This window comes from Paraburkholderia tropica, from assembly GCF_914484835.1.
Lineage (GTDB): Bacteria > Pseudomonadota > Gammaproteobacteria > Burkholderiales > Burkholderiaceae > Paraburkholderia > Paraburkholderia tropica_A.
Window position 1 is genome coordinate 75,220 of record NZ_CAJZAR010000095.1, and the last position, 12,155, is coordinate 87,374.

Genomic DNA, 12,155 nt, shown 5'->3' on the forward strand with positions numbered 1-12,155 from the left:
GGCGGGCTTGCGGGCGTGCGTCGGTGCGCCCTATGATCCGCGCTTCATTCGAGTTTGCGAAGCGAGAGGGCAGAGCGCATGACGGCACGATTCACGCGATTTTTCACCCGCGCTCCGGCGCTGTTGACGCTGGCGGCGTTCATGAGCGTAGTGGCGCCCGGCGCGGCGCACGCCGCCAACGTCGCCAACGCGGCGGCGGCAACCGGCAAGCCGATCCCGCTCGCGCTGATCGAAGGCATGTCCGGCCCGTTCGCCGATGCGGGCGCGGCGGTCGAGCGCAATCTGCGTTTCGGCGTCGAGCGCGTGAACGCGCAGGGCGGCGTGGCGCTGCCCGACGGGCGGCATCCGCTCGAACTGGTCGTGCTCGACAGCAAGGGCAGCACCGAAGCCGCGCTGATGCAGCTGCGCGCGGCGCAGGACCGCCATATCGGCTTCGTCATGCAGGGCAACAGCTCGGCGGTGGCGGCGGCGCTGGTGACGGCCATCGACCGTCAGAACTCGCGCGAGCCGGACAACCGCGAGCTGTTCCTCAACTATTCCGCCGACGATCCCGCGCTCACCAACGCGAATTGCAGCTACTGGCACTTCCGCTTCGACGCCCACGCGGGCATGCGCATGGACGCGCTCGCCGACGTGATCGCCGCCGACAAGTCGGTCAAGAAGGTCTACCTGCTCAATCAGGACTACAGCTTCGGCCACGACGTGAGCACGCTCGCGCGCGCGGCGCTGGCGAAGGATCGGCCCGATATCGCGGTCGTCGGCGACGAGTTTCATCCGATCGGGCGCGTGAAGGATTTCGCGCCGTATATCGCGAAGATCCGCGCGGCGGGCGCCGATGCGGTCGTCACGGGCAACTGGGGCAACGACCTCACGCTGCTGGTGAAGGCGGCGCGCGAGCAGGGTCTCGACGCGAAGTTCTACACCTTCTACGGCAACAGCCTCGGCGCTCCGGCGGCGCTCGGCGACGCGGGCGTCAAGCACGTGATCGCCGTGGCCGACTGGCACCCGAACGCGGGCGGCGCGGCCTCTGACGCGTGGTACAAGGCATTCCGCGCGCGCTACCCGGCGGCTCAGGACGACTACCCGGTGCTGCGCATGTCGATGATGGTCGAGATGCTCGCGCAGGCGATGACGAAGGCCGGTTCGGCCGATCCGGCGGCGGTGGCGAAGGCGCTCGAAGGGCTGCGTTTCGACAACGGCTTCCATCCGATCCTGATGCGCGCCGACGACCATCAGGCGATCCAGCCCCTTTACGTCATGCAGATGGACAAGCAGGGCACGCCGGGCGTGCGCTACGACAACGAGGGCTCGGGCTACGGTTTCCGCACCGTGCTGGCGCTGCCGGCGGAGCGCACGGCGCCCGCGACGGTCTGCACGATGAAGCGCCCGTGAACGCGTCGTGAATCCGTGGTGACAGGCGGGCTCGCGGCGTATCGGCGCTGTGCTACAATACGCGCCTTGTCGAAAATCTCGGCAAGGCTGTATCGCAGTAAAGCTGTCGTAAAAACCTCGTAGTTGCAACTAACCACGGCACGGCCGTTCTTCCGTGACCGCTTGTTTGTTTCAAAGGAAAAGCAAATGTCCGTAGCAGATATCAAGAAGTCCGACATCGTCGCGCAATTCGCACGCGGCACCGGCGACACGGGTTCGCCCGAAGTTCAGGTTGCACTCCTGACGTCGCGTATCAACGAACTGACGGGCCACTTCAAGTCGCACGCCAAGGATCACCACAGCCGTCGTGGCCTGCTGCGCATGGTTAGCCGCCGTCGCAAGCTGCTCGACTACCTGAAGGGTAAGGACGCTGATCGTTACCGCGCTCTGATCGAAAAGCTGGGTCTGCGCAAGTAACCGGAAGGTCTTCCAGAAAGATGCCTGTGTCAGTTCCACTGATACAGGCATTTTGTTTTTGAACGGTACGCTTCTCGCGATGCGTGCCGGTTAGCGGTACAAGGCAGCACAAGGCAACACAAGGCAGTACAAACAAGGCAGTAGTGCAGCACCAAGCAGCCAGGGCCGGACTTCGGGGCAGAGCTTTGTGTCATTCCAGCAGATCGTGCGCGGCCAATGGCCGCGAGGGCGCGCCCAACGCACCCGCGCGCTCCGCTGGAATGGCATAACACTCCTCTTCCCGCGCGGTGCCGGAACCTTGGCTTGCCGTGACGTCCGCGTGTGCGGGCGCCGCATAACAAATGAGTAAGGAGTGAGTGGCCATGACCATGTTCAATAAAGTCGTGAAGGAATTCAAATGGGGCCAGCACAATGTGCGCCTCGAAACCGGTGAAATCGCCCGTCAGGCGAGCGGCGCCGTCATCGTCGACGTCGAAGACACCGTGGTGCTCGCGACCGTCGTCGGCGCCAAGACCGCGAAGCCGGGTCAAGACTTCTTCCCGCTCACCGTCGATTACCTCGAAAAGACCTATTCGGCCGGCAAGATCCCCGGCGGCTTCTTCCGCCGCGAAGGCCGTCCGTCGGAAGGCGAAACGCTGATTTCGCGCCTGATCGACCGTCCGCTGCGTCCGCTGTTCCCGGAAGGCTTCTACAACGAAGTCCAGGTCGTGATCCACGTCCTGTCGATCAACCCGGAAGTCCCGGCTGACATCCCCGCGCTGATCGGCGCGTCGGCTGCGCTGGCGATCTCGGGTCTGCCGTTCAACGGCCCGGTCGGCGCCGCACGCGTGGCCTACATCAACAACGAATACGTCCTGAACCCGACGCGTTCGCAAAGCAAGCAGTCGAGCCTCGACCTCGTGGTCGCCGGCACGGAGCGCGCGGTGCTGATGGTGGAATCGGAAGCCGATCAGCTGCCGGAAGACGTGATGCTCGGTGCGGTCGTGTTCGGCCACGAGCAGATGCAAACGGCGATCGACGCGATCCACGAACTGGTTCGCGACGGCGGCAAGCCCGAGTGGGACTGGCAGCCGGCCCCGAAGAACGAAGCGCTGATCGCACGCGTGACGGAAATCGCTCACAGCGACCTGCTCGCCGCGTACCAGCTGCGCGACAAGCAACAGCGTTCGGCCAAGCTGAAGGAAGTCTACGCAGCAACGTCGGCGAAGCTCGAAGAAGACGCAGCGGCTGCTGGCACCGTCGCGGCCGACAAGGCTTCGGTGGGCAACGTCCTGTTCGACCTCGAAGCGAAGATCGTCCGTTCGCAGATCCTGAACGGCGAGCCGCGTATCGACGGCCGTGACACGCGCACGGTCCGCCCGATCGAAATCCGCACCGGCGTGCTGCCGCGCACTCACGGTTCGGCGCTGTTCACGCGTGGCGAAACGCAGGCGCTGGTCGTCGCGACGCTCGGCACGAAGGGCGACGAACAGATCATCGACGCGCTCGAAGGCGAGTACCGCGACCGCTTCATGCTCCACTACAACATGCCCCCGTTCGCGACCGGCGAAACGGGCCGTGTTGGTTCGCCGAAGCGCCGCGAAGTCGGCCATGGCCGTCTGGCCAAGCGTGCGCTCGTCGCATGCCTGCCGAGCGCCGAAGAATTCGGCTACTCGATCCGCGTCGTTTCGGAAATCACCGAATCGAACGGTTCGTCGTCGATGGCTTCGGTCTGCGGCGGCTGCCTTGCGCTGATGGACGCCGGCGTGCCGATGAAGGCGCACGTCGCGGGTATCGCGATGGGCCTGATCCTCGAAGACAACAAGTTCGCGGTGCTGACCGACATCCTCGGCGATGAAGATCACCTCGGCGACATGGACTTCAAGGTGGCGGGTACGGAAGCTGGCGTGACCGCGCTGCAGATGGACATCAAGATCCAGGGCATCACCAAGGAAATCATGCAGGTCGCGCTCGCGCAAGCGCACGAAGCCCGTCTGCATATCCTCGGCAAGATGACCTCGGCGGTGTCGGGCGTGAACACGGAGCTGTCGGCTTACGCTCCGCGCATGATCACCATCAAGATCAACCCGGAAAAGATCCGCGACGTGATCGGCAAGGGCGGTTCGGTGATCCGCGCGCTGACGGAAGAAACCGGCACGACCATCGACATCTCGGACGACGGCGTCGTGACGATCGCTTCGACTTCGAGCGAAGGCATGGCCGAAGCGAAGAAGCGCATCGAGAACATCACGGCTGAAGTCGAAGTCGGTCAGGTGTACGAAGGCGCGGTTCTGAAGCTGCTGGACTTCGGCGCGATCGTGAACCTGCTGCCGGGCAAGGATGGCCTGCTGCACATCTCCGAAATCGCCAACGAGCGCATCAAGGACATCAACGACTACCTGAAGGAAGGCCAGATCGTCAAGGTCAAGGTCATCCAGACGGACGAGAAGGGTCGTGTGCGTCTGTCGGCGAAGGCACTGCTCAACGAGCAAGCCAACGGCGGCGCACCGCAAGGCGAACCGCAGCAGTAAGGCGGCAAGTCTGAAACGGCCGGCAGCGCGATGAGCGCGCCGGCCGTTTTTTTATGAGAATGTCGGAAGGGATTGCCGTGCGTCCGCAGCGCGGGCGCGACACCATTCAAGCCGGGGCGCGAAGCCCTTGGGAGACGCGAGATGAAGGCCGTTGAGATAACCGAATTCGGTGCGCCGGACGTGCTCAAGCTGACCGAACGCCCGACCCCCGAGCCGAAGGCCGGTGAGGTGCTGATCAAGGTGAGCGCGTCGGGCGTGAATCGCCCTGACGTGTTCCAGCGCAAGGGGTCGTACGCACCGCCGCCGGGCATTTCCGATCTGCCGGGACTCGAAGTTGCGGGTGAGATCGTCGGCGGCAACATCGACGAAAAGCACAATCCGTTCGGCCTGAAGGTCGGCGACCGCGTGTGCGCGCTGATCGCGGGCGGCGGTTACGCCGAATACGCGGTCGCACCGCTCGGCCAGTGTCTGCCGGTGCCGCAGGGTCTGACCGACGTCGAGGCGGCGTCGCTGCCCGAGACGTTCTTCACGGTGTGGAGCAACGTGTTCCAGCGCGCGCAGCTCGGCAAGGGCGAGGGCGGCGAGAACGAAACGCTGATGGTGCAGGGCGGTTCGAGCGGCATCGGCGTGACGGCGATCCAGATCGCGCATGCGCTCGGTTTCCGCGTGTTCGCGACCGCGGGCTCGGACGACAAGTGCCGTGCCTGCGAGGCGCTCGGCGCGGAGCGGGCGATCAACTATCGCACCGAGGATTTCGTCGAGGTTGTGAAGTCGCTCACGCACGACCGCGGCGTGGACGTGATACTTGACATGGTCGCGGGCGGCTACGTGCCGCGCGAACTGTCGGCGCTCGCGACCGGCGGGCGCATCGTGCTGATCGCGACGCTCGGCGGCTCGAAGTCGGAGCTCAACATGGGCGAAATCCTGCGCCGCCGCCTGACGATCACGGGCTCGACGCTGCGTGCCCGTTCGGTCGAGTTCAAGGCGCAGATCGCGCAGGAACTGAAGACGAATGTGTGGCCGCTGATCGAAGAGGGCCGCATCAAACCGGTCGTGTTCAAGGTGTTCCCGGCCGCGCAGGCCGCTGAGGCGCACGCGCTCATGGAGAGCAGCGAGCACATCGGCAAGATTGTGCTCGACTGGTCGTAATCGGCCGAACACTCCGCGAATGCGCGGCATCGAGGCGCCGAAACGGGTTCGTGCTTGATTTTTCGGGGCTTTTTTGGCGCTTTCTCGGCGCGTTTTTTCGTGGATCGGGCGCCGCGCGGTTTGACCCGTCAGGATTACGCGCAGTAAAATGTTGTGTTTTGCGTCCGCTTTTAACAGCAACCGAAACAATGACGAATCAACGATCGAAGCTCGTAGTCGGTAACTGGAAGATGCATGGCCGCCTGGCGGCCAATGTGGCACTGCTCGAACGCGTCGCGCAAGGCGCGCAGACGCTGCCCGCCGGCGCGCGCGTCGGCGTGTGCGTGCCGTTCCCTTATCTCGCGCAGGCTCAGGCGTTGCTCGGCGGCAGCCGGGTCGTGTGGGGCGCGCAGGACGTGTCGGCGCACGAACAGGGCGCTTACACGGGCGAAGTCGCGGCCGGCATGATCGCCGACTTCGAGGCGGGTTTCGCGATCGTTGGTCACTCGGAGCGCCGCGCGTATCACGGCGAAAGCTCGGAGCTCGTCGCGGTCAAGACGCAGCGTGCGCTGGCGGCCGGCATCACGCCGATCGTCTGCGTGGGCGAAACGCTGGAACAGCGCGAAAGCGGCGCGACCGAGCAGGTCGTCGGCGCGCAGCTCGACGCGGTGCTGGCGGTGTTGTCGGTGGAAGAGGCGGCGCGCATCGTCGTCGCGTACGAGCCGGTCTGGGCCATTGGCACGGGCAAGAGCGCAAGCTCGGAGCAGGCGCAGCAGGTGCACGCGTTCCTGCGCGCGAAGCTGGCGGCGAAGGGCGCGCAAGTGGCCGACGTGCCGCTGCTCTACGGCGGCAGCGTGAAGCCGGACAACGCGGCGGAGCTGTTCCGTCAGGCCGACATCGACGGCGGCCTGATCGGCGGCGCGGCGCTGAAGGCGCAGGATTTTCTCGCGATCTGCGCGGCCGCTGCGGCGGGCGCGAGCCTCGCGGGCTGAAGGTAAAGCCAGGCCGGTGTGCGGCGCTCTAGCGGGCGCCGGGCGCGGGCAGCATATGCGGCTGTCTCAGGGGAGGCAGGCGCTCAACAAGGACTCAGGTGAGTGTGATGCTGTATTTGAAAACGTTGATTATCGTCGTTCAGCTTCTGTCGGCGCTCGGGGTGATCGGCCTCGTTCTGCTGCAGCACGGCAAGGGCGCCGACATGGGCGCGGCCTTCGGCAGCGGCGCGTCGGGCAGCCTGTTCGGCGCGAGCGGTTCGGCCAACTTCCTGTCGCGGACTACTGCAGTTCTCGCAACAGTTTTTTTCCTGTCGACGCTTGCGCTAACCTACTTGGGGTCGTATCATGCGAAGCCTTCGGCGGGTGTGTTGGGTGCTTCGGCTCCTGCCCCGGTCGTGGCCTCGGCTCCGGTCGCTGCAAGCCTTACCGCAGCGCCTGTCGCAAGCGCTCCGGCAGCGGCTTCGGCAGCATCGAGCAGCGGTAACGACGTACCGAAATAAATTCAAAAAACTTGTTTTTGTGCATTGAACAAACGTCAGGAACAAGTTAGAATTTAAGTCTTGAAGCGATTCGCGGGTTTCAATAAATTGTTGTCCCGGATTGCATGCAGTGCCGACGTGGTGAAATTGGTAGACACGCTATCTTGAGGGGGTAGTGGCGAAAGCTGTGCGAGTTCGAGTCTCGCCGTCGGCACCAAATGTATCTACAAAATGCCAGCCGCTTGCTTCAGCTTCGGCTGGCATTTTTGCTTTATACGTCGTGTTTGTTTCGTTCGCAGCGCGAAGTCGTAAAGTGATTCCCGCAGAGCGACATCGTGTGTTCCTGCGGAACCTCAGAACCAACCGATAGAGGATAGCCTTGAACCTCGCTACCTATTACCCCGTCCTGTTGTTCCTTCTTGTAGGTCTTGGTCTGGGCGTAGCGCTGGTATCAATCGGCAAGATCCTCGGTCCCAACCGGCCCGACAGCGAAAAGAATTCTCCGTACGAGTGCGGCTTCGAAGCGTTCGAAGACGCGCGCATGAAGTTCGATGTACGGTATTACCTCGTGGCCATTCTCTTCATCATCTTCGATCTCGAAACGGCATTCCTGTTTCCGTGGGGCGTAGCCCTGCGCGATATCGGCTGGCCGGGCTTTCTGTCGATGATGGTGTTTCTGCTCGAATTCCTGCTGGGCTTTGCCTACATCTGGAAGAAAGGTGGTCTCGACTGGGAATGACGGGTTAATCGCCGGTTAGCATGGGCGGCACTGTGGGGACAACTGCAGGCCGTCCGCTGGAGTGGAAAGCACATGAGTATCGAAGGGGTCTTGAAGGAAGGGTTTGTCACCACCACGGCTGACAAACTGATCAACTGGACGCGCACCGGCTCCCTGTGGCCGATGACGTTCGGGCTGGCGTGTTGCGCGGTCGAAATGATGCACGCGGGCGCGGCCCGCTACGACCTCGACCGCTTCGGCGTGGTGTTCCGTCCGAGCCCGCGCCAGTCCGACGTCATGATCGTGGCCGGCACGCTCTGCAACAAGATGGCGCCCGCGCTGCGCAAGGTCTACGACCAGATGGCCGAACCGCGCTGGGTGATCTCGATGGGGTCGTGTGCCAATGGCGGCGGCTACTATCATTATTCGTATTCGGTCGTGCGCGGTTGTGACCGCATCGTGCCGGTCGACGTCTATGTGCCAGGCTGCCCGCCTACCGCGGAAGCTCTGGTCTATGGGGTGATCCAGTTGCAGGCGAAGATTCGCCGCACCAGCACCATCGCCCGTCAATAAAGGCCAAGCGCCTCCCCACAATATGGCAAGCAAACTCGAGACCCTGAAAGCGAACCTCGAAGCGGCCCTTGGTGCGCGCATCGTCACTCTCACTGAAAAGCTCGGTGAGTTGACCTTGGTCATAAAGGCGGTAGATTACCTGAACGTAGCGCAGGAACTCCGCGACAATGCGTCGCTCCGCTTCGAGCAGTTGATGGACCTGTGCGGCGTCGACTATCAAACGTACGGTGACGGCGCGTGGGAAGGCCCGCGCTTCGCGGCCGTGTCGCATCTGCTCTCCCTCACGAACAACTGGCGTCTGCGCCTGCGCGTCTACGCGCCGGACGACGACGTGCCTATCGTGCCTTCGCTCGTCGACATCTGGAGTTCGGCCAACTGGTACGAACGCGAAGCGTTCGACCTGTTCGGCATCGTCTTCGAAGGCCACCCCGACCTGCGCCGCATCCTGACCGACTACGGCTTCATCGGCCATCCGTTCCGCAAGGACTTCCCCGTCTCCGGCTACGTCGAAATGCGTTACGACCCGGAGCAGAAGCGCGTGGTCTACCAGCCGGTCACCATCGAGCCGCGCGAAATCACGCCGCGCGTGATCCGCGAGGATCGGTACGGCGGTCTGAGGAAACACTAAGAGGGTCGCATGTCAGAGATCAAGAACTACACGCTCAACTTCGGCCCGCAGCACCCGGCAGCGCACGGTGTGCTGCGCCTCGTGCTCGAGCTCGACGGCGAAGTGATCCAGCGCGCCGATCCGCACATCGGCCTGCTGCACCGCGCGACCGAAAAGCTCGCCGAAAGCAAGACCTTCCTGCAGTCGGTGCCGTACATGGACCGTCTCGACTATGTGTCGATGATGGTCAACGAGCACGGCTACGTGATGGCGATCGAAAAGCTGCTCGGCATCGAAGTGCCGATCCGCGCGAAATACATCCGCGTCCTGTTCGACGAAATCACGCGCGTGCTGAACCACCTGATGTGGATCGGCTCGCACGGTCTCGACGTGGGCGCGATGGCGGTGTTCCTCTACGCGTTCCGCGAACGCGAAGATCTGATGGACGTCTACGAGGCGGTGTCGGGCGCGCGCATGCACGCGGCTTACTACCGTCCGGGCGGCGTCTATCGCGATCTGCCGGACGCGATGCCGCAATACAAGGCGTCGAAAATCCACAACGAGAAGGCGCTCGCCAAGATGAACGAGGCGCGCCAGGGCTCGCTGCTCGATTTCATCGACGACTTCTTCACGCGCTTCCCGGCTTGCGTCGACGAGTACGAAACGCTGCTCACCGACAACCGCATCTGGAAGCAGCGTCTCGTGGGCATCGGCGTGGTGAGCCCCGAGCGCGCGATGCAGCTTGGCCTGTCGGGCGCGATGCTGCGTGGTTCGGGCATCGAGTGGGATCTGCGCAAGAAGCAGCCGTACGAAGTCTACGACCAGCTCGATTTCGACATTCCGGTCGGCGTGAACGGCGATTGCTACGACCGTTATCTCGTCCGCGTGGAAGAGATGCGTCAATCGACCCGTATCGCGAAACAGTGCATTGAGTGGCTGCGCAAGAATCCGGGTCCCGTGATGGTCGACAATCACAAGGTTGCGCCGCCGTCGCGCGTGAACATGAAGTCGAACATGGAAGAGCTGATTCACCACTTCAAGCTCTTCACCGAAGGCTTCCATGTGCCCGAAGGCGAGGCCTACGCAGCAGTGGAACATCCGAAGGGTGAATTCGGCATCTACCTGGTGTCGGATGGCGCGAACAAGCCGTATCGTCTGAAGATCCGCGCCCCGGGTTACGCCCACCTGGCCGCGCTGGACGAAATGGCGCGCGGTCACATGATTGCCGACGCGGTCACGATCATCGGCACGCAGGATATCGTGTTCGGCGAAATCGACCGCTAAGGCAGCAACAGCCGGTGCGCCCCCGAAGCAAGAGGAGGCGCGCCGCGCGAGAATACCGGGAACACCACGTCTGCCGCAGCGAGCAGTGCGCTACACGCGCGGCAGGGTTGTGTCTGGTGTGAAATGAATTAACGAGCCGTGACAGAAAATGATCTCAGCTGAAGGCCTGAAAGAAATCGATCGCGCGTTGTCGAAGTACCCCGCCGATCAGCGACAGTCCGCCGTGATGGCGGCTTTGGCCGTTGCTCAGGAAGAGCATGGCTGGCTGTCCCCCGAACTCATGCAGTTCGTGGCCGACTACATCGGCATGCCGCCGGTGGCCGTCGAGGAAGTCGCCACGTTCTACACGATGTTCGAGACGAAGCCCGTCGGCAAGCACAAGATCACGCTCTGCACGAATCTGCCGTGCCAGCTCGGCCCCGATGGCGGCTCGGAGAGCGCCGCCGACTACCTGAAGCAGAAGCTCGGTATCGACTTCGGCGAAACCACGTCCGACGGCAAGTTCACCTTGAAAGAAGGTGAGTGCATGGGCGCGTGCGGCGACGCACCGGTGATGCTTGTGAACAACCACCGCATGTGCAGCTTCATGAGCCGCGAGAAGATCGACCAGCTGCTCGAGGAGCTTTCGAAATGACTTCGTTGCACGACCGTCACATCAAACCGCTGATTCTCGCGGGCCTCAACGGCGAGAACTGGCATCTCGAAGATTACGTCGCGCGCGGCGGCTACAAGCAGCTGCGCCGTATTCTCGAAGAGAAGATTCCGCCCGAGCAGGTGATCGCCGACGTCAAGGCCGGCGGTCTGCGCGGCCGCGGCGGCGCGGGTTTCCCGACCGGCCTGAAGTGGAGCTTCATGCCGCGTCAGTTCCCGGGGCAGAAGTACCTCGTCTGCAATTCGGACGAGGGCGAGCCGGGCACGTTCAAGGACCGCGACATCCTGCGCTGGAATCCGCATGCCGTGATCGAAGGCATGGCGATCGGCGCCTACGCGATGGGCATCACCGTCGGCTACAACTACATCCACGGTGAGATCTTCGAGGTCTATCGCCGCTTCGAGGCTGCGCTGGAAGAAGCGCGCCAGGCGGGCTACCTCGGCGACAACATTCTGGGCACCGACTTCACGTTCCAGCTGCACGCGCACCACGGTTATGGCGCGTATGTCTGCGGCGAAGAAACGGCGCTGCTCGAATCGCTCGAAGGCAAGAAGGGCCAGCCGCGCTTCAAGCCGCCGTTCCCGGCGAGCTTCGGCGTGTACGGCAAGCCCACCACGATCAACAACACCGAAACGTTCGCGGCGGTGCCCTTCCTGCTGACCGTCGGTCCGCAGACCTACATGGAACTGGGCAAGCCGAACAACGGCGGCACCAAGATCTTCTCGATCTCGGGCGACGTCGAGCGTCCGGGCAACTATGAGATCCCGCTCGGTACGCCGTTCGCGACGCTCATGGAACTCGCCGGCGGCGTGCGCGGCGGCAAGAAGCTGAAGGCCGTGATTCCGGGCGGCTCGTCGGCGCCGGTCATTCCGGGCGACCTGATGATGCAGACCGACATGGACTACGACTCGATCGCCAAGCAGGGCTCGATGCTCGGCTCGGGCGCGGTCATCGTCATGGACGAAACGCGCTGCATGGTGCGCTCGCTGCTGCGTCTCTCGTACTTCTACTACGAAGAGTCGTGCGGCCAGTGCACGCCGTGCCGCGAAGGCACGGGCTGGCTGTACCGCGTGGTGAACCGTATCGAGCACGGCCTCGGCCGCCAGGAAGACCTGGATCTGCTGAACTCGGTCGCGGGCAACATCATGGGCCGCACGATCTGCGCGCTGGGCGACGCAGCGGCCATGCCGGTGCGCGGCATGCTCAAGCATTACTGGGACGAATTCGAATATCACGTGCACAACAAGCGCTGTCTCGTCGGCGGACATGCCGGCTCGCACGCGGCCTCGGAATCGGTGGCTGCCTGAGGGCAAGAGACGTAAGCGTTAGCGCGTTGTGCGCGGGCCGCGTGGCTCGACGCAACG

The 12,155-nt window shown here is 63.5% G+C and carries 12 protein-coding genes and 1 tRNA gene; all 13 read left to right on the forward strand.

From position 1 onward, the window contains the following. The first annotated feature begins 78 nt into the window (after positions 1-78). The 13 genes from LDO54_RS34925 to nuoF all read left to right on the forward strand — a co-directional run bounded on the left by LDO54_RS34925 (position 79) and on the right by nuoF (position 12,098). Positions 79-1,392: a branched-chain amino acid ABC transporter substrate-binding protein gene (locus LDO54_RS34925; protein ID WP_224017021.1), complete on the forward strand. Its 1,314-nt coding sequence runs from the start codon at positions 79-81 to the stop codon at positions 1,390-1,392. A 186-nt stretch (positions 1,393-1,578) separates the two neighbouring features. After that, complete coding sequence (gene rpsO / locus LDO54_RS34930; protein ID WP_027795476.1) at positions 1,579-1,848, forward strand: 30S ribosomal protein S15; 270 nt, start codon at positions 1,579-1,581, stop codon at positions 1,846-1,848. Positions 1,849-2,210: 362 nt separating this feature from the next. Beyond that, on the forward strand, positions 2,211-4,358 hold the full coding sequence (pnp, locus tag LDO54_RS34935; RefSeq protein WP_224017024.1) for a polyribonucleotide nucleotidyltransferase: 2,148 nt from the start codon (positions 2,211-2,213) through the stop codon (positions 4,356-4,358). 141 nt (positions 4,359-4,499) lie between these two features. Further along, complete coding sequence (locus LDO54_RS34940) at positions 4,500-5,507, forward strand: NAD(P)H-quinone oxidoreductase (RefSeq protein WP_224017026.1); 1,008 nt, start codon at positions 4,500-4,502, stop codon at positions 5,505-5,507. A gap of 188 nt (positions 5,508-5,695) precedes the next feature. Continuing rightward, the gene (gene tpiA / locus LDO54_RS34945) at positions 5,696-6,478 is read left to right on the forward strand and encodes a triose-phosphate isomerase (protein WP_224017029.1); all 783 of its coding nucleotides are present in this window, start codon (positions 5,696-5,698) and stop codon (positions 6,476-6,478) included. Between the two features lie 107 nt (positions 6,479-6,585). Further along, positions 6,586-6,978 (forward strand): preprotein translocase subunit SecG, encoded by a 393-nt coding sequence (secG, locus tag LDO54_RS34950; protein WP_074984820.1) that lies wholly within the window; start codon positions 6,586-6,588, stop codon positions 6,976-6,978. Positions 6,979-7,089: 111 nt separating this feature from the next. Further along, positions 7,090-7,174, forward strand: a tRNA-Leu gene (locus tag LDO54_RS34955). Between the two features lie 162 nt (positions 7,175-7,336). After that, positions 7,337-7,696 (forward strand): NADH-quinone oxidoreductase subunit A, encoded by a 360-nt coding sequence (locus LDO54_RS34960; protein ID WP_065064571.1) that lies wholly within the window; start codon positions 7,337-7,339, stop codon positions 7,694-7,696. A gap of 72 nt (positions 7,697-7,768) precedes the next feature. Further along, a complete protein-coding gene (locus tag LDO54_RS34965; protein ID WP_027819582.1) occupies positions 7,769-8,248 on the forward strand; it encodes a NuoB/complex I 20 kDa subunit family protein in 480 nt (159 codons plus the stop codon). 22 nt (positions 8,249-8,270) lie between these two features. Next, the gene (locus LDO54_RS34970) at positions 8,271-8,876 is read left to right on the forward strand and encodes an NADH-quinone oxidoreductase subunit C (RefSeq protein ID WP_224017031.1); all 606 of its coding nucleotides are present in this window, start codon (positions 8,271-8,273) and stop codon (positions 8,874-8,876) included. A 9-nt stretch (positions 8,877-8,885) separates the two neighbouring features. After that, complete coding sequence (locus LDO54_RS34975; protein WP_224017032.1) at positions 8,886-10,139, forward strand: NADH-quinone oxidoreductase subunit D; 1,254 nt, start codon at positions 8,886-8,888, stop codon at positions 10,137-10,139. A gap of 148 nt (positions 10,140-10,287) precedes the next feature. Next, complete coding sequence (gene nuoE / locus LDO54_RS34980; RefSeq protein ID WP_065064576.1) at positions 10,288-10,773, forward strand: NADH-quinone oxidoreductase subunit NuoE; 486 nt, start codon at positions 10,288-10,290, stop codon at positions 10,771-10,773. Next, positions 10,770-12,098, forward strand: coding sequence for an NADH-quinone oxidoreductase subunit NuoF (nuoF, locus tag LDO54_RS34985; protein WP_065064579.1), 1,329 nt, complete (start codon positions 10,770-10,772; stop codon positions 12,096-12,098). The genes nuoE and nuoF overlap by 4 nt, the downstream gene beginning before the upstream one ends. Positions 12,099-12,155 lie beyond the last annotated feature (57 nt).

What these genes read in the sequence shown, in the direction of transcription:
- LDO54_RS34925 (WP_224017021.1), top strand. Translation starts at nt 79, where the DNA reads ATGACGGCACGATTCACGCGATTTTTCACCCGCGCTCCGGCGCTGTTG.
- rpsO (WP_027795476.1), top strand. Translation starts at nt 1,579, where the DNA reads ATGTCCGTAGCAGATATCAAGAAGTCCGACATCGTCGCGCAATTCGCA.
- pnp (WP_224017024.1), top strand. Translation starts at nt 2,211, where the DNA reads ATGACCATGTTCAATAAAGTCGTGAAGGAATTCAAATGGGGCCAGCAC.
- LDO54_RS34940 (WP_224017026.1), top strand. Translation starts at nt 4,500, where the DNA reads ATGAAGGCCGTTGAGATAACCGAATTCGGTGCGCCGGACGTGCTCAAG.
- tpiA (WP_224017029.1), top strand. Translation starts at nt 5,696, where the DNA reads ATGACGAATCAACGATCGAAGCTCGTAGTCGGTAACTGGAAGATGCAT.
- secG (WP_074984820.1), top strand. Translation starts at nt 6,586, where the DNA reads ATGCTGTATTTGAAAACGTTGATTATCGTCGTTCAGCTTCTGTCGGCG.
- LDO54_RS34965 (WP_027819582.1), top strand. Translation starts at nt 7,769, where the DNA reads ATGAGTATCGAAGGGGTCTTGAAGGAAGGGTTTGTCACCACCACGGCT.
- LDO54_RS34970 (WP_224017031.1), top strand. Translation starts at nt 8,271, where the DNA reads ATGGCAAGCAAACTCGAGACCCTGAAAGCGAACCTCGAAGCGGCCCTT.
- LDO54_RS34975 (WP_224017032.1), top strand. Translation starts at nt 8,886, where the DNA reads ATGTCAGAGATCAAGAACTACACGCTCAACTTCGGCCCGCAGCACCCG.
- nuoE (WP_065064576.1), top strand. Translation starts at nt 10,288, where the DNA reads ATGATCTCAGCTGAAGGCCTGAAAGAAATCGATCGCGCGTTGTCGAAG.
- nuoF (WP_065064579.1), top strand. Translation starts at nt 10,770, where the DNA reads ATGACTTCGTTGCACGACCGTCACATCAAACCGCTGATTCTCGCGGGC.